The sequence below is a fragment of the Kitasatospora sp. NPDC093679 genome (genome assembly GCF_040683455.1).
GTDB classification, from domain to species: domain Bacteria; phylum Actinomycetota; class Actinomycetes; order Streptomycetales; family Streptomycetaceae; genus Kitasatospora; species Kitasatospora arboriphila.
The window spans coordinates 21,857-38,087 of the sequence record NZ_JBFBDW010000069.1 but is presented as its reverse complement, the minus strand read 5'-3'; the positions used below and the strand labels follow the sequence as shown (position 1 = coordinate 38,087).

15 protein-coding genes are annotated in these 16,231 nt (G+C 75.5%); 10 read left to right on the top strand and 5 right to left on the bottom strand.

All coding sequences use genetic code 11. The features are described from left to right. Nucleotides 1–474 precede the first annotated feature (474 nt). Entirely contained in the window at nt 475–1,317 is an 843-nt protein-coding gene (locus AB0O09_RS34980) for a tetratricopeptide repeat protein (RefSeq protein ID WP_363548937.1), read from the top strand. Between the two features lie 107 nt (nt 1,318–1,424). Here the strand turns inward: AB0O09_RS34980 and AB0O09_RS34975 are convergent, their stop codons facing one another. After that, nucleotides 1,425–2,789, bottom strand: coding sequence for a DUF1015 domain-containing protein (locus AB0O09_RS34975; protein ID WP_363548935.1), 1,365 nt, complete (start codon nt 2,787–2,789; stop codon nt 1,425–1,427). 241 nt (nt 2,790–3,030) lie between these two features. Here AB0O09_RS34975 and AB0O09_RS34970 point away from each other — a divergent pair, with 241 nt between their 5' ends. Together AB0O09_RS34970 and AB0O09_RS34965 are read left to right on the top strand one after the other, a co-directional pair. Continuing rightward, the gene (locus tag AB0O09_RS34970; RefSeq protein WP_363548933.1) at nt 3,031–3,534 is read left to right on the top strand and encodes a tetratricopeptide repeat protein; all 504 of its coding nucleotides are present in this window, start codon (nt 3,031–3,033) and stop codon (nt 3,532–3,534) included. A 105-nt stretch (nt 3,535–3,639) separates the two neighbouring features. Next, nucleotides 3,640–4,710: an HAD-IIA family hydrolase gene (locus tag AB0O09_RS34965; RefSeq protein ID WP_363548947.1), complete on the top strand. Its 1,071-nt coding sequence runs from the start codon at nt 3,640–3,642 to the stop codon at nt 4,708–4,710. 19 nt (nt 4,711–4,729) lie between these two features. On the opposite strand, the gene AB0O09_RS34960 is transcribed toward AB0O09_RS34965, so the two are convergent. Further along, complete coding sequence (locus AB0O09_RS34960) at nt 4,730–5,077, bottom strand: SCP2 sterol-binding domain-containing protein (RefSeq protein ID WP_359981662.1); 348 nt, start codon at nt 5,075–5,077, stop codon at nt 4,730–4,732. A 162-nt stretch (nt 5,078–5,239) separates the two neighbouring features. Between AB0O09_RS34960 and AB0O09_RS34955 the strand changes: the two genes are divergently transcribed. From AB0O09_RS34955 to AB0O09_RS34940, 4 genes are all read left to right on the top strand, one after another. Further along, nucleotides 5,240–6,082, top strand: coding sequence for a hypothetical protein (locus tag AB0O09_RS34955; RefSeq protein ID WP_363548931.1), 843 nt, complete (start codon nt 5,240–5,242; stop codon nt 6,080–6,082). Beyond that, entirely contained in the window at nt 6,075–6,230 is a 156-nt protein-coding gene (locus tag AB0O09_RS34950; protein ID WP_363548929.1) for a hypothetical protein, read from the top strand. Before AB0O09_RS34955 ends, AB0O09_RS34950 begins: the two co-directional genes overlap by 8 nt. A 58-nt stretch (nt 6,231–6,288) precedes the next feature. Next, nucleotides 6,289–7,095, top strand: a complete 807-nt coding sequence (locus tag AB0O09_RS34945) for a TlyA family RNA methyltransferase (protein ID WP_363548945.1) — start codon at nt 6,289–6,291, stop codon at nt 7,093–7,095. 93 nt (nt 7,096–7,188) lie between these two features. Continuing rightward, a complete protein-coding gene (locus tag AB0O09_RS34940) occupies nt 7,189–8,094 on the top strand; it encodes an NAD kinase (protein WP_030273388.1) in 906 nt (301 codons plus the stop codon). Nucleotides 8,095–8,177: 83 nt separating this feature from the next. Here AB0O09_RS34940 and AB0O09_RS34935 read toward each other — a convergent pair whose 3' ends face one another. Then, nucleotides 8,178–9,680, bottom strand: coding sequence for a PLP-dependent aminotransferase family protein (locus AB0O09_RS34935; RefSeq protein ID WP_363548927.1), 1,503 nt, complete (start codon nt 9,678–9,680; stop codon nt 8,178–8,180). A gap of 100 nt (nt 9,681–9,780) precedes the next feature. On the opposite strand from AB0O09_RS34935, the gene AB0O09_RS34930 reads away from it, so the two are divergent. From AB0O09_RS34930 to AB0O09_RS34920, 3 genes are all read left to right on the top strand, one after another. Then, nucleotides 9,781–10,512, top strand: coding sequence for a hypothetical protein (locus tag AB0O09_RS34930; RefSeq protein ID WP_363548925.1), 732 nt, complete (start codon nt 9,781–9,783; stop codon nt 10,510–10,512). 160 nt (nt 10,513–10,672) lie between these two features. Then, nucleotides 10,673–12,406, top strand: coding sequence for a DNA repair protein RecN (gene recN / locus AB0O09_RS34925; protein WP_363548943.1), 1,734 nt, complete (start codon nt 10,673–10,675; stop codon nt 12,404–12,406). 245 nt (nt 12,407–12,651) lie between these two features. Further along, nucleotides 12,652–13,821, top strand: coding sequence for a glycosyltransferase family 4 protein (locus tag AB0O09_RS34920; RefSeq protein WP_363548923.1), 1,170 nt, complete (start codon nt 12,652–12,654; stop codon nt 13,819–13,821). 14 nt (nt 13,822–13,835) lie between these two features. Here AB0O09_RS34920 and AB0O09_RS34915 read toward each other — a convergent pair whose 3' ends face one another. After that, the gene (locus AB0O09_RS34915) at nt 13,836–14,213 is read right to left on the bottom strand and encodes a VOC family protein (protein WP_363548921.1); all 378 of its coding nucleotides are present in this window, start codon (nt 14,211–14,213) and stop codon (nt 13,836–13,838) included. Nucleotides 14,214–14,268: 55 nt separating this feature from the next. Continuing rightward, entirely contained in the window at nt 14,269–16,230 is a 1,962-nt protein-coding gene (locus AB0O09_RS34910) for a glycoside hydrolase family 15 protein (protein WP_363548919.1), read from the bottom strand. Nucleotide 16,231: the final 1 nt, after the last annotated feature.

The window sequence follows — 16,231 nt, the reverse complement described above, 5'->3', positions numbered from 1 at the left end:
CGTCCCTCCTACGGTGACCGCCCGCGTCGGGACGACCGCCCCTCGTACGGGGACCGTCCGTCCGGTGGCGGTGGCTACCGCGGCCGTGACGACCGTCCCTCGTACGGTGACCGTCCGCGTCGCGACGACCGTCCTTCGTACGGTGACCGTGAGCGTCGGGACGACCGCCCGCGTGGCGAGTTCCGTCGTGACGACCGTCCCTCGTACGGCGACCGCCCGCGTCGGGACGACCGCCCCTCGTACGGGGACCGTCCGTCCGGTGGCGGCGGCTACCGCGGCCGTGACGACCGCGACCGGGGTGGCCGCGGTGGCAGCCGGCCGTACGGTGACCGCGGTGACCGTGGTGACCGAGGCGGGCGCTTCGAGGGCCGCCGTGACGACCGTCGGGACTACGACGACCGCCGTGGCTCGCAGGAGCCCGTCCAGCGGCTGCCGATCCCGGAGGACGTCACCGGTTTCGAGATCGACGCCGATGTGCGCCAGGACCTGAAGAGCCTGCCGAAGACCCTGGCCGACGACGTCGCGCGCAACCTGGTGATGGTCGCCCGCCTGCTCGACAGCGAGCCGGAGGAGGCCTACAAGTACTCCCGCGTCGCGCTGCGGCTGGCCTCGCGCGTCGCGAGCGTCCGTGAGGCGGCCGGTTTCGCCTCCTACATGACGCAGCGTTACTCGGAGGCGCTGACCGAGTTCCGCGCCGCCCGCCGGATGACCGGTCGTGCCGACCTGTGGCCGGTGATGGCGGACTGCGAGCGCGGTCTGGGCCGCCCGGAGCGCGCGCTGGCGATGGCCGGCGAGCCCGAGGTGAAGCAGCTGGACAAGGCCGGCCAGGTCGAGATGCGCCTGGTCGCCGCGGGTGCCCGCAGCGACATGGAGCAGTTCGACGCCGCCGTGGTGACGCTGCAGAGCCCCGAGCTCGCGTCCAGCTCCGTCCAGCCGTGGACCGCCCGTCTGCGGTACGCCTACGCGGAGGCGCTGATCGCCGCCGGGCGCGGCGAGGAGGCCCGCGACTGGTTCGCGAAGGCCGCCGAGGCCGACACCGACGGCTCCACCAACGCTTCGGAGCGGCTGGCGGAGATCGACGGCCTGGAGTTCGTCGACGCGCTGGCCGAGGACGAGGCGGAGGAGGAGGCCGAGCAGGCCGAGGCCCCCGCCCGCAAGATCGCGCACGACGAGATCGGCGACGACCGCGTCATCTACGAGGACGAGGAAGACGTCGAGGAGTACTACGACGAGGACGACCTCGAGATCGACGAGGACGACGAGGACGGGGCGCCCAAGGCGAAGGACGGCGGCGAGGACGCGCAGCGGCGCGACTGATCCGGCGTCCCCCGGGACCGGAGTGAGGGAGGGCCCCACCGCAGCCGCGGTGGGGCCCTCCGTCGTTGTGTGCCGTGTGCCGTGTGCCGTGTGCCGTGCGGCCGGTGTCAGCCGAGGGCGAGCGAGCGCAGGACCAGTCCGGTCGCCGGCTTGGGGCCGAAGGAGGTCGACTTGCGGGGCATGGTGACGCCCTGCTCGGCCAGCCGGCGGACGACCCGCTCCTGGACCGGGTGGAGCAGGACGGCGGTGCCGCCGCTGCGGGCGGCCTCCTGCTCGGCGGCGCGTGCGGTGTGCAGGTAGCCGATGTGGTCGGGGGCGTCCGGGACCTGCCAGGTGTGGTCCAGCAGCGTCTCGTGCAGGACGGTGGCGTCGAGCCGGCGCCACTCCTCGGGCCGGTCGGTGCGGACGGTCGCGGCGATCCGCTCCTCGTCCGGTTCGCCGACCAGCCGGTACACCCCGTCCCCGCTGGTCAGCAGGAAGGCGTTGCCGCCGTGCTCCTTGGCCTCGGCGAGGGCCTGCAGGGCCGTGTCCAGCGGTCCGGGCACCTCCTTGACCTGCCAGTGCGGGGCGAGCGCGGCGACCGCGGCGGAGACCGGCAGGCGGTAGAGGACGCGGTGGATCGCCCGCACGTTGAGCGGGTAGCGGGCGGTGTCCACGAGCAGCACCATGCCGCGGTCCCAGGGGCTGCGCGGCAGGTGCCGGTGCTCGCGCTGGAGCCGCAGGTACATCTCCCAGCGGTGGTGGCCGTCGGCGATCAGGGCCCGGCAGGTGGCGAGGTCGCGGGTGACCTCGGCGAAGTCGACGGGGTCGGTGACCGCCCAGAGCCGATGGTCGGTGCCGTCGCTGGTCGTGGTGGCGAGCAGCGGTTCGCGGCGGGCCGCGCGCTCGATCACACCGGCGGCGCCGCCGTTGCCGCGGTAGGTGAGCAGCAGCGGTTCCAGGTTGGCGCGGGTGGTGCGCATCAGGCCGACCCGGTCGGCGACCGGCCGCGGCATGACGTCCTCGTGCGGCAGCACGACGCCGGCCTCGCGGCCGCTGACGGCGAGGGCACCGATCAGGCCGCGCTGCAGGGTGCCTCCGCCGGCCTCGTGGGTGCGCTGCTCGTAGACGTACAGCGCCGGTGCCGGGTCGGGGGCGAGCACACCCTGCTGCTGCCACTCGGAGAGCAGCCGGGCGGCGTGCCGGTAGCGGGTGTCGCGGTCCGGGCGGTCCCCGGCGTCCTCCGGTTCGGGGCGGGGGAGGATCAGCCGGACCACGTTGTGCGGGTCCGCGGTCTCCAGGTCCTGCCGGCGGCCGGGGTCGACCACGTCGTACGGCGGCGACGTGACCGCGGCGAGGGTACCGACCCGGTCGGGGACGTACCGCAGGCCGCGGAAGGGGGACAGGGACAGCCCTGCGGTCGCGACGTGTCCGGGGTCGCCGGGGCCGCCCGCCGGAGCCGCAGCTCCGCTGTCCGCACTGGGTGCACTCATCGAATCTCCTCGCGTGGAAACCCCTGCCTCCGATCGGGGGGCCGGTGTTCACGTACAGGATCGCAGCAGGAGCGGCGGCGTCCCTCCGTATCGGTATCAGTGCACGGGCCGCGGGGCACGCCGGGGACGTGATCACGGGTGCGGAACGGGGCATGTTCACCGGGTGGGGAGCGTTGCCAGATCGGTGGAGAGGCCGGGCACCCGGTGACGGGGCGGGCCGGGACCGGGAGCGAGGGACGGCATGGGTGGAGGCTCGGAGCGGGTGGGCGGCAGTGAGGGCACGGGTGCGCCGGAGGGCGACGTGTACGACTGGTTCCGGCGCGGGGTGCAACTGCTGGACCAGCGGCACCCGGCGGCGGCCGTGCAGTTGCTGGCGCGCGCGGCGGAGGCGGAGCCCGACTCCCGGTCGATCCGGGAGGCACTGGCCCGCGCCCAGTTCGACACCGGCTCGTACGCGGCGGCGCTGGAGAGCTTCCGGGCCGTTGCGCTGGCCGATCCCTCCGACGACTACGCTCAGTTCGGGTGGGGCGTGGCGGCGGCCCGGCTGGGCGATTTCGAGTCGTCCGCCGAGCACCTGGCGCTGGCGGTGGCCATGCGGCCGGAGAACGCCCACTACCGGGCTGCGCTGAGGCAGACCCGGGCGACGCTCGCCGCGCGGGCCGGGGCCTTCGGGCCGCTGCTGCCGGGAGCGCCGGGGGCGCCGGGCCGTCTGGCGCCGCCGGAGGAGCCCGACGGCGCGGAGTGAGGTGCGGCAACGGCGCCGCGGCCCGAGCGACGACGCACGGCATCCCATGGACGACGCACGAAGATGCACGACGATGCACGACGACGGAACGAGGACGAGCAGCCGATGACGGACACCGCGACCAGCCGGGCCACTGCAGCGACGACCACGGGAGAGAGCCGGGGTCGGACCGCTCCGGAGGGGTCCGCGCGGCCGCTCACCGAGGCGTACGACACCGCGCTGCTTGACCTGGACGGCGTCGTCTACGCGGGGCCGCACGCGATCGAGCACGCCGTGGAGTCGCTGGCGCAGGCCCGGGACACCGGGATGCGGCTGGCCTACGTCACCAACAACGCCTCGCGGCCGCCGCGGGTGGTCGCCGAGCACCTGACCGAGCTCGGTGTGCCGGCCGAGGCCGAGGATGTGATCAACTCGGCGCAGGCGGCGGCCCGGCTGGTCGCGGCGAAGGTGCCGGCCGGCTCGAAGGTGCTGGTGTGCGGCGGCGCCGGCCTGGTCGAGGCGCTGGCCGAGCACGACCTGGTCGCCGTCCGGTCGATGGACGAGCAGCCGGTCGCGGTGGTGCAGGGCTTCGACCCGTCGCTGGGTTGGAAGGACCTCGCGGAGGCTTCGTACGCGGTCGCCGCGGGGCTGCCGTGGATCGCCTCCAACACCGACCTCACGGTGCCGACCGGGCGCGGCATCGCGCCGGGGAACGGGATGCTGGTTGCGGCCGTCCGGGCGGCGACCGGCGAGGAGCCGGAGGTGGCGGGCAAGCCGCTGCCGCCGATGCACCGCGAGACGGTGATCCGCACGGGCGCGAAGCGGCCGCTGGTGGTCGGCGACCGGCTGGACACCGACATCGAGGGCGCCTTCAACGGCGGGGTCGACAGCCTGCTGGTGTTCACCGGCATCGCCACGCCCGCCCAGCTGCTCGCCGCACCGGCCGAGCACCGGCCGACGTACCTGGCCGCCGATCTGCGCGGCCTGCTGGCCCCCCAGCCGGAGGTCTCCGCGGCCGACGGCGGGTACGCCTGCGGCGGCTGGACGGCGCGGGCGGCGGACGGCGTGCTGGTGCTCGGCGGCTCCGGCGACCGCTGGGACGGCCTGCGGGCGCTCTGCGCGGCGGCCTGGACGGCGCTGGACGCGGACGGCGCCCCCGCCGACGGACGGAAGGCGCTGGCCGAGCTCGGCTTCTGAGCCGCGGCCGCCCCGGCGGTCAGAGCAGGGTGCGCAGCCGCAGCAGGTCGCGGAAGCCGGCCTCCAGGCGGACGCGGCCGGCGGCCCAGGCGGAGGCGAAGTTGAGCCGGCCGCCGACGAGGGCGACCAGGTCGTCGCCGGACATCGCGAGCCGGATGTCGGCCTTGGCGGCGGGCTTGCCGGGGGCCTCGGTCACGTCTGCGATCCGCCCGTCGCGCAGGCGGCCGGAGAAGGTCAGGTCGAGGTCGGTGATGTGGCAGGTCAGCGAGCGGTCCATGGCGGCCGCCTTGCGGACGTCGCCCTCGGAGCCGGCCAGGTTGCGGCTGAGCTGTTCCAGTGCCGCGCGGCACTCCTCGATGGTGGCCATCGCCGTCCTGCTCCCGTCGACCGCGGTCGGAGGGCCGGGCGGCCGTCCGATCGCCCCCACGCTAACCCAGCGGGGGAACCCGGCCGGTCGTGCGGTGCAGCGGTGCGGGGGCGGTACGGGGTAGCGTCGGAGCGGACCCGGGCAAGCGGAGGAGGCGTTCGGATGCTGCGTGATGCGGTGCGGGGCGTGGTGGTGGTCGCGACGGGGATCGCGGAGGAGGCGGGCCGCCGGGTGGTGGGGGCGGCGTCCGACCTGCTGGAGCGCAGCGGCGTGGACGTCGCCGCGGTGGAGAAGCGGGTGACCGAGCAGATGCCGTCCTCGGTGCGGTCGCTGCAGGTGTTGGCGGCCGAGGCGGTGACGGTCGGCCGGGCCGGTGTCGACCTCGCCGTCGGGGTGGCCCGCGGCGAGGTGGAGCGGGTGTTCGAGCGGGTCGGCGACCAGATGGTGAAGGTCGGCGTCGTGCTGAGCTACCTGGAGGGCAAGCTCCGCGCGGTCGACGAGGACGAGGACGAGGACGTGGCACCGGCGCCGCGTACGGCCGGGAAGCCCGCGAACCGGGCGGACGGCCTGTTCGACGCCGGCTGGGACGACGGCGAGCCCGAGCCGGCGGTCGCCGAACCGCGGCCGGAGCCCGTTCGCTCCGACGGCGCGGTGCCGGCCGAGGCCGCGCCGGAGCGGGACGGGACCGCCGAGGAGACCGGGACCGCCAAGGAGACCGCCGCGGAGACCGGGACCGCTGCCGCGGACGGGGAGCCCGCCGCGAAGAAGGCGCCCGCGAAGCGCACGCCGGCGAAGAAGTCCTCCGCCCGGCCGGCCGCCGCGAAGAAGATCGCGGCCGGGAAGACCGCCGCGAAGAAGACGACCACGAAGAAGACGACCACCCGCAAGGCGACGGCGAAGCGCACGACCGCGCAGCCGGCCGCCGTGAAGAAGGCGGCGGTGAAGAAGACCGTCGTCAAGAAGACGGTGACCCGCCGGGCCCCGAAGGAGGACGGCGGTGCCTGAGTCCGCCCGCACCGGTCACCCCGCCGTGGACGAAGCGCTGGACCGGCTGGAGGCGTTGGACGGGGCGGAGACCGAGGCGCACCCCGCGGTGTACGAAGATGTTCACCAGCGGTTGACCGACATCCTGGCCGCCCTCGACGACGAGTGACCGCCCGCCCCGGCCGTGCCGGCCGGAGGGGCACGTAGGAGATGGAACAGCAGTGGCAGTGGCACGACGCCGACTCGACGCGGAGCTGGTGCGCCGCAAGCTGGCCCGTTCGCGGGAGCACGCGAGCGAACTGATCGCGGCGGGCCGGGTGACGGTCGGCGGGACGACGGCGACCAAGCCGGCGACCCAGGTGGAGACCTCGGCGGCGGTCGTGGTGGCGAAGGACGACAGCGACCCGGACTACGTGTCGCGCGGCGGCCACAAGCTGGCGGGGGCGTTCGCCGCGTTCGTGCCGCAGGGCCTGGTGGTCGAGGGGCGGCGGGCGCTGGACGCCGGTGCGTCGACCGGCGGCTTCACCGACGTGCTGCTGCGGGCCGGGGCGGCGCACGTGCTGGCGGTCGACGTCGGCTACGGGCAGCTGGCCTGGTCGCTGCAGAGCGACGAGCGGGTGACCGTGATGGACCGCACCAACGTGCGGGAGCTGACCGTGGAGGGGATCGGCGGGACGCCGGTCGACCTGGTGGTGGGCGACCTGTCGTTCATCTCCCTCGGTCTGGTGCTGCCGGCGCTGGCGGGCTGCAGCGCGCCGGATGCAGACCTGGTGCTGATGGTCAAGCCACAGTTCGAGATCGGCAAGGAAAGGCTCGGCAGCGGCGGTGTCGTGCGCAGCCCGGAACTCCGGGCCGAGACGATCCGTCAGGTAGCAGGAGAGGCCTGGCGGCTCGGCCTGGGAGTGCGGGCGGTCACGGCCAGCCCGCTGCCCGGGCCGTCCGGCAACGTCGAGTACTTCCTGTGGTTGCGTCGGGACGCGCCGCAGCTGGACCCGGCCGAGGCGGACCGGGCCGTCGCGGAGGGCCCCCGATAGGGTGCTCGACGGACGTCCTGCCCCCGCCGCGGCGCGGTGGAGGCCGTGCGGGTCGACGACGATCCTGCAGACGTTAGGGAGAGGGCAGCGGGCATGAGCGATGAACGTACGGTCTTCCTGATCGCGCACACCGGCCGCGAGGCGGCGCTGCGCAGCGTGGAAGGGCTGGTGCACGGCCTGCTGAAGGCGGGGATCAGAATCCGGCTGCTGGCGTCCGAGGCGGTCGGTCTCGACCTGCCGGAGGGGGTCGAGCGGGTGCCGGGCGGGCACGGGGCGGCGGACGGCTGCGAGCTGATCCTCGTCGCGGGCGGCGACGGCACGCTGCTGCGGGGGGCGGAGCTCGCCCGCGAGTCGGGGCTGCCGATGCTCGGGATCAACCTGGGGCGGGTGGGCTTCCTCGCGGAGGCCGAGCGGGACGACCTCGCGGTCGTGGTCGAGCGGGTGGTCGACGCCGACTACGAGGTCGAGGAGCGGATGACGATCGACGTCCTGGTGCGCACCAACGGTGACGTGATCCACGAGGACTGGGCGCTGAACGAGGCGTCGATCGAGAAGGCGGCCCGGGAGCGGATGCTGGAGGTGGTCACCGAGGTCGACGGCCGGCCGGTGTCCAACTTCGGCTGCGACGGGGTGGTCTGTGCGACGCCGACCGGGTCGACGGCCTACGCGTTCTCGGGCGGCGGGCCGGTGGTCTGGCCGGAGGTGGAGGCGCTGCTGATGGTGCCGATCAGCGCGCACGCGCTGTTCGCCCGGCCGCTGGTCACCTCGCCGGAGTCGGTGCTGGCGGTGGAGGTGCAGCAGAAGACCCCGCACGGGGTGCTCTGGCTGGACGGCCGCCGCTCGGTCGAACTCCCCGCCGGGGCGCGGGTGGAGGTGCGCCGCGGCAAGACGCCGGTGCGGCTGGCCCGGCTGCACCGGGCGCCGTTCACCGACCGGCTGGTGGCCAAGTTCGCGCTGCCGGTGACGGGTTGGCGCGGCCGGGCGGGCAACCACCACTGATCCTCCGTAGGACCCGCAGGCGATCCCCCTCCGGCCGACCGGTCGGTGACGGCCGGTCGGCCGGAGGAGCGGGTGACGTCGGGTCAGACGGCGAGCGGCTGGGGATCGCCGCCGGCCGGGGCGCGGCCGCTGCCGCGGGCGGCCCGGGCGGCGGCCTCGGCCAGCCGTTCCACCGCTGCCGGTACGGCGGCGGGCGGCACGGTCAGGGGGATCCGCAGGTAGTCCTCGAACGCGCCGTCCACCCCGAACCGGGCGCCGGCCGCGAGCCGGACGCCGATCCGTTCGCCCGCCCGGGCGAGCGCCGTCCCCGAGGTGCCGGCGGTGGCCAGCCAGAGCGCGAGGCCGCCCGGCGGCAGGGTGAACTCCCAGCCGGGGAGCCGCAGCCGCAGCTCCGCAGCGAGGGCGTCGGCGCTCGCCCGGAGCCGCTGCAGCTGGTGCGCCCGGACCTCGTCGAGCTGTTCGGCGATCATCTCGGCGGCGATCAGCTGGTCGAGGACGGGCGTGCCGACGTCGCCGAACACCCGGTCCGCGGCCAACTGCCGCACCAGGGCCGGCGCGGCGCGCAGCCAGCCGATCCGCAGCCCGCCCCAGAGCAGCTTGCTGGCCGAGCCGACGGTGATCACCTGGGCGGTGCGGTCGAGGGCGGCGGTGGGCCGGGGCAGGGCGTCGTCGTCGATGCCCCAGCCGAGTTCGGCGGTGGTCTCGTCGACGAGCAGCACGGTGCCGGCCGCGCGGGCGGCGGACAGCAGGGCGCGGCGCTGCTCCTCGGGGACGAGCGCGCCGGTCGGGTTGTGGAAGTCCGGGACGACGTACGCCACCCGCGGCGCGGAGTCGCGCAGGGCGCGGCGCCAGGCGGCGAGGTCCCACTGCGGCTGCGGGCCGGTCGGCCGGGCCAGCGGGACGGGGACGAGGCGGGCGCCGGCCCGGCGCAGCAGCTGGAGGCTGTGGGCGTAGCTGGGCGCCTCGACGGCGACCCGGTCGCCGCGGCCGAGCAGGGCCCGCCGGGCGAGTTGCAGGGCGCCCATGGCGCCGGTGGTGACCAGGATCTGGTCGGGGGAGGTGGGCAGTCCGCGGGCGGTGAAGCGGCGGGCGATCGCCTCGCGGAGCACCGGCACGCCGGTCGGGTAGTGGCCGTGCCCGGCGGCGTACGCGGGCAGCTGCTCCAGGGCGCGGGCGGCGGCCCGGCCGAGGTGCGGCTGCGGGGCGGGCAGGGCGGCGACGCCCAGGTCGATGACGGTGTCGCGCTGGTCCGGCGGGACGGGCTGCAGGGCGTCGGCGGGCGGTCGGGTGCCCTCCGGCAGGACCGTCCAGCTGCCGGCGCCGCGGCGGCTGCGCAGGTAGCCGTCGGTGCGCAGGGCCTCGTAGGCGGTGGCGACGGTGGTGCGGCTGAGCGCCAGTTCGGCGGCGAGTTCGCGTTCGGCGGGCAGCCGGGTGCCGACCGGGAGGCGGCCGTCGGCGAGCAGCGTCCGGACCTGTCCGGCGAGCGTGCGGTACGCGGAGCGGCGGCCGTCGCCGTCGGGTGCGCGGGCCGTCCGCAATAGCCGGGCGAAGGCGGGCGGGGTGATGGTGGTGTGCCACTCGGACATCGGAATTTTCCAGTCCACCTGATTCGAATTGGACCTGGATGGGCGTCGTGCGGACCGCCCATGATGGCGCCAGTCCGCGCATCACCGCAAGGGAGACCCGATGGCCGCCGCGCCCTCCGCCGAGACCGTTCCACCGACCGCCGGGACCGTCCCCGACACAGCCGACACAGCCGACACAGCCGCCCCGGCGGCCCCCGACGCCCCCGTGCCCGCCGCCGGTGACGTGCCGCGCCCGCCGTCCCGGCTGGGCCGCCGGGTGCCCCAGCTCGCCGCCGGGCTGGTGCTGTACGGCGTGAGCATGGGCCTGATGCTGCGCGCCTCGCTGGGCGGCAATCCCTGGGACGTCCTCCACCAGGGCCTGGCCCGGCACTTCGGGCTGAGCGTGGGCACCTGGGTGACGCTGGTCGGTGCCTGCGTCCTGTTGCTGTGGGTGCCGCTGCGGCAGCGACCCGGGGTCGGCACGGTCGGCAACGTGCTGGTGCTGGGCGCGGCCATGGACGCCACCCTGCGGCTGGTCGAGGGGCCGCACGCGCTGCCCGCCCGGATCGCGCTGCTGGCCGCAGGCATCGTCCTGAACGGCCTCGCCACCGGCCTCTACATCGGCGCCCGGCTCGGCCCCGGCCCGCGGGACGGCCTGATGACCGGCCTGCACCGGCGCACCGGCCGCTCGCTGCGGCTGATCCGCACCGGCATCGAACTGACCGTGCTCACCGCCGGCATCCTGCTCGGCGGCACCTTCGGCGTCGGGACGATCGCCTACGCGCTGGCCATCGGACCGCTCGCCCAGTTCTTCCTGCGCTGGTGCACCGTGCCCGGAGGGTCCGCGTCCTGAACGGCCCACGACCGGTGGCGGCCCGGCCGGGGCGGGCCGGTTCCGGGCGTCCGGGGGAACGCGGGAACCGGCCCGGAAGGGATGAACTTGGTGCTGCGGGGGCCGGGCTCGTCGCGCATCGACGGTGGTACCTCGTAAGGTCGTCACCGTGTTGGACGAGATGCGGATACGGGATCTTGGCGTGATCGACGACGCCGTGGTCGAACTGGCACCGGGATTCACGGCCGTGACGGGCGAGACCGGTGCGGGCAAGACCATGGTGGTGACCAGCCTCGGCCTGCTGCTCGGCGGCCGGGCGGACCCGGCCCTGGTGCGCAACGGTTCGGACCGCGCGGTGGTCGAGGGCCGGCTCAGCCTGCCCGAGGGCTCCCCGGTGGTGGCCCGCGCCCTGGAGGCCGGGGCCGAGCTGGACGACGGCGAACTGCTCATCAGCCGTACGGTCTCCGCCGAGGGCCGCTCGCGCGCCCACGTCGGCGGCCGGGCCGTCCCGGTGGGCCTGCTGGCCGAGCTCGGCGAGGACCTCGTCGCGGTGCACGGCCAGACCGACCAGCAGCGGCTGCTGCGCCCCTCCCGGCAGCGCGGCGCGCTCGACCGGTACGCGGGCGGGGCCGTCGCCGGTCCGCTGGCCCGCTACCGCGAGGTGTACCGGCGGCTGCGCGAGGTGTCGGCCACGCTGGAGGAGCTGACCACCCGGGCGCGCGAGCGCGCCCAGGAGGCGGACCTGCTGCGCTTCGGCCTGGAGGAGGTCGCTGCCGCCGAGCCGGTGGCCGGCGAGGACGTGGAGCTCGCCGCCGAGGCCGAGCGGCTCGGCCACGCCGACGCGCTCTCCTCCTCCGCGACGCTGGCGCACGCCGCCCTGGCCGGCGACCCGGCCGACCCGGACGCGGTCGACGCGGGCACCCTGGTCGCCCAGGCCCGCCGTGCACTGGACGCCGTCCGCCACCACGACGAGCGGCTCGCCGCCCTCGCCGACCGGCTGAACGAGGTCGGCTACCTGCTGGCCGACGTCGCCGGCGACCTCGCGGGCTACGCCGACGACCTGGACGCCGACCCGGTGCGGCTCGCCGCGGTGGAGGACCGCCGGGCCGTCCTCGGCCAGCTGCTGCGCAAGTACGCCGGTGCCGAGGGCACCCTCGCCGAGGTGCTGGAGTGGGCCGAGGCCGGCTCGCTGCGGCTCGCCGAACTCGACGGCGACGACGAGCGGATCGACGAGCTCGGCGCCCAGGAGACCGAGCTGCGGGCCGAGTTGGCGGAGCTGGCGGCCGAGGTGTCGGCCGCCCGGTACGCCGCGGCCGACCGGTTCGCGGCCGCCGTCTCCGCCGAACTCGCCGAACTCGCCATGCCGCACGCCCGGGTGACCTTCGCGATCACCCAGGTCGACGACCCGTCCGGCCTGGAGGTCGGCGAGCGCACCGTCGCCTACGGCTCGCACGGCGTGGACGAGGTCGAGGTGCTGCTCGCCCCGCACCCGGGGGCGCAGCCGCGGCCGATCGCCAAGGGCGCCTCGGGCGGTGAGCTGTCCCGGGTGATGCTCGCCGTCGAGGTGGTCTTCGCCGGTGCCGACCCGGTGCCGACCTACCTGTTCGACGAGGTCGACGCGGGCGTCGGCGGCAAGGCGGCGGTGGAGATCGGCCGCCGGCTGGCGAAGCTCGCCGAGTCCGCGCAGGTCGTCGTGGTGACCCACCTGCCGCAGGTCGCCGCGTTCGCCGACCGGCACCTGGTGGTGGAGAAGACCAACGACGGCACCGTCACCCGAAGCGGCGTCAAGGCGCTGACCGACGAGGAGCGGGTCCGCGAGCTCTCCCGGATGCTCGCCGGCCTGGAGGACTCCGAACTCGGCCGTGCGCACGCCGAGGAGCTGCTCGCCGCGGCCCGCGCGCCGCGCGGCCGCTGACGGCCGGGCCGCTCCTCCGGCCGGGGGAGCGGCCCCGACGCGCCCGCACACGGCGCCGACTGTCCAAGACCCGGCCCGACCTGGCATGGTGGCGGCTGGACAATGGCTTTCCAGTCCCGAGGACCGTCCGCGGGAACCCGCCTTCCCCGCCCACCGGCGGGCGCAGGCAGCCGTCGGCCGACCCGGGCCGGGGCAGGGGGTCCGGCGACGGTGCTCGTCACCTGAACGAGTCGGAGCGAGACGACGTGGACCATTCCGCCGCCAAGGGCGCCGCAGCGGCCCATGAAGAGCCCGGCCAGCTGCGGGCGGTGCTCGTCCTGTCGGCCGGCACCGGGGGCATCGGCGCCCATGTGCGTTCGCTCGCCCAGGGGTTGGTCGCGCACGGGGTGACCGTGACGGTCTGCGCGCCGGAGAGCGCGGACACCCGGTTCGGCTTCTCCCGCACCGGCGCACGGTTCCACCCGGTGGACATCACGCCGACCGCGGGCGCCCGCAGCGACGCCGCCGCGATCGGCGAGCTGCGCCGCGCGTTCACCGGCGCGGACGTCGTCCACGCGCACGGCCTGCGGGCCGGACTGCTCTCCGACCTCGCGCTGCGGACGGCCGGCCGCTTCCCGGGCCTGCGCCCGGAGACCCCGCTGGTGGTCACCTCGCACCACGCGATGCTGGCGACCGGCCTGGACCGCCGGCTGCAGCGGCTGATGGAGCGGCGGGTGGCGCGCGCCGCCGACCTGGTGCTCGGTGCCTCCTCCGACCTGGTCGCCCGGGCCCGTGAGCTCGGTGCCACCGACGCCCGGCTCGGCCCGATCGCGGCCCCGCCGCTGCCGCCCGCGACGCTCGACCGGGAGGCCGCCCGGGCCGCGCTGTTCGACGGCAAGGACGAACCCGCCCGGCCGCTGCTGCTCGCCATCGGCCGGCTGGTGCCGCAGAAGTCCTTCGGCCTGCTGCTGGACGCGGCCGGCCGGCTCGGGGACCTGGACCCGCTGGTGGTGATCGCCGGGGACGGCCCGGACGGCCAGGCGCTGCGCGAGCGGGTCGCCGCCGAGGGCCTCCCGGTGCGGATGCCCGGCCACCGCACCGACGTGCCCGACCTGCTGGCCGCCGCCGACGCGGTGGTCGTCTCCAGCCGCTGGGAGGCCCGATCGCTGGTCGTCCAGGAGGCGATGCGGGCGGGCGTGCCGGTGGTGTCCACCGCGGTCGGCGGGGTGCCCGAGCTGGTGGGCGACGCCGCGGTGCTGGTCCCGTACGGTGACGCCGCGGCGCTGGCCGGGGCCGTCCGGGCGCTGATCGGCGACCCGCAGCGGCGGGCCGACCTCGCCGAGGCCGGCCGTCAGCAGCAGCTCACCTGGCCGGACGAGTCCGACACGGTCGCCCAGGTGCTCTCCACCTACGACGAACTGGTGCAGCGCGGCTGACGGCCGGGCGGCCGTCAGCCGGCGTCGCGCTCGGCGGCGCTGCGCTCGACGCAGAACTCGTTGCCCTCGGGGTCGGCGAGGGTGACCCAGCCGGTGCCGTCCGGCCGGCGGTGGTCGCCGACCAGGGCGGCGCCGAGGCCGACCAGCCGCTCGACCTCCTCGTCCCTGGTGCGGTCCTGCGGCTGCAGGTCGAGGTGGACGCGGTTCTTCACGCTCTTGCGGTCCGGCACGGTGACGAACAGCAGCGTGCCGGCCTTGCTCTCGACCAGCGCCTCGGGGTCTCCGGGGTGGTCGTCCTCGTGCAGCGACGCGTCCAGCACGGCGGCCCAGAAGCTGCCGAGTCCGTAGGCGTCGGCGCAGTCGATGGTGATGTGTCGTACGAGAGATGCCATGGGCGCCAGTCTGCGGCGCCGGTCACGGCCCGTCCACCCCTTTGTCGACGGAGCGTCAGGCGTCGCCTCGGTGCTGTTGACCGGCCCCGTAGGCGCCCCCGCAGGCGGTGAGCCGCAGGGCGGTGTCGATCAGCGGAACGTGGCTGAACGCCTGCGGGAAGTTGCCGACCTGGCGCTTGGCCCGCGGGTCCCACTCCTCGGCGAGCAGGCCGACGTCGTTGCGCAGCGCCAGCAGCCGGTCGAAGAGCTCGCGGGCCTCGGAGACCCGGCCGATCATGGCCAGGTCGTCGGCGAGCCAGAACGAGCAGGCCAGGAACGCGCCCTCGTGCCCGGACAGCCCGTCGACGTTGGCGCCGTGCGCGTCGTGGGTGGGGTAGCGCAGCACGAAGCCGTCCTCGGTGGACAGTTCGCGCTGGATCGCCTCGATGGTGCCGATGACGCGCTTGTCGTCCGGCGGCAGGAAGCCGACCTGCGGGATGAGCAGCAGCGAGGCGTCGAGCTCCTGCCCGCCGTAGTACTGGGTGAAGGTGTTGCGCTGCTCGTCGTAGCCCTTCTCGCAGACGTCCGCGTGGATCTCCTCGCGCAGCGCCTTCCACCGCTCCAGCGGGCCCTCGGTACTGGTGTCCTCCAGCAGGCGGATCGTCCGGTCGACGGCGACCCAGGCCATCACCTTGGAGTGCACGAAGTGCCGGCGCGGGCCGCGGACCTCCCAGATGCCCTCGTCGGGCTCGCGCCAGTGCTTCTCCAGGTAGCTGATCAGCTTCAGCTGCAGCTGGTGGGCGTGGTCGTTGCGGACGAGTCCGGTCATGTGGGCGAGGTGCAGCGCCTCGACGACCTCGCCGTAGACGTCGAGCTGCAGCTGCCCGGCGGCGCCGTTGCCGACCCGGACGGGCAGCGAGCCCTCGTACCCGGGCAGCCAGTCCAGGGTGGACTCGGTGAGCTCGCGCTCGCCGGCGATGCCGTACATGATCTGCAGGTTCTCCGGGTCGCCGGCGACGGCGCGCAGCAGCCACTCGCGCCAGGCGCGGGCCTCCTCGCGGTAGCCGGTGCGCATCAGCGAGGAGAGGGTGATGGCGGCGTCGCGCAGCCAGGTGTAGCGGTAGTCCCAGTTGCGCTCGCCGCCGATGTCCTCGGGCAGCGAGGTGGTGGGCGCGGCGACGATGCCGCCGGTCGGGGCGTAGGTCAGCGCCTTGAGGGTGATCAGGGAACGGACCACGGCCTCCCGGTAGGGGCCCTGGTGGGTGCAGTGGCCGACCCACTCCGCCCAGAACCGCTCGGTGGCCTCCAGCGCGCCCTCCGCGTCGGCCGGGGCCGGCGCCGGCAGGTGGGAGGCCTGCCAGGTGAGGGCGAAGGCGATCCGCTCGCCCGCGTCGACGGTGAAGTCTGCGTAGGTGGTCAGGTCGCGCCCGTACGTCTCGGCCTCGCCGTCCAGCCAGACCGAGTCGGGGCCGGCCACGGCCACCGTGCGGTGCCCGCCGTCCGGCTGCTCCACCCGGTGCACCCAGGGCACGACCTTGCCGTAGCTGAAGCGCATCCGGACGGCCGAGCGCATCCGGACCCGGCCGGTGACGCCCTCGACGATCCGGATCATCTGGGGCACGTCGGGGGTGCCGAGCAGGTGGCGGGGCGGCATGAAGTCGATCACCCGGACGGTGCCGCCCTGGGTGTCCCACTCCTGCTCCAGGACGAGCGAGTCGCCGCGGTAGGTGCGGCGGTCGGCGGGCAGCGCCGGGGCGGAGGCGGTGGCCGGCGGGAGGCGCAGCTCGCCGGTGTCGGCGACGGAGTGGTCCGCGTGGAAGGTGTGGTCGCGGTGCTCCTCGGGCGCGGGCGCGTCGCCCACGGCCTCGGCGGGGCCGATCCGCCAGAAGCCGTGCTCGTCGGTGCCCAGCAGGCCGGCGAAGACGGCCGGCGAGTCGAAGCGGGGCAGGCACAGCCAGTCCACCGCCCCGTCCCTGCTGACCAGGGCGGCGGTCTGCATGTCACCGATGAGTGCGTAGTCCTCGATACGGCCGGCCACG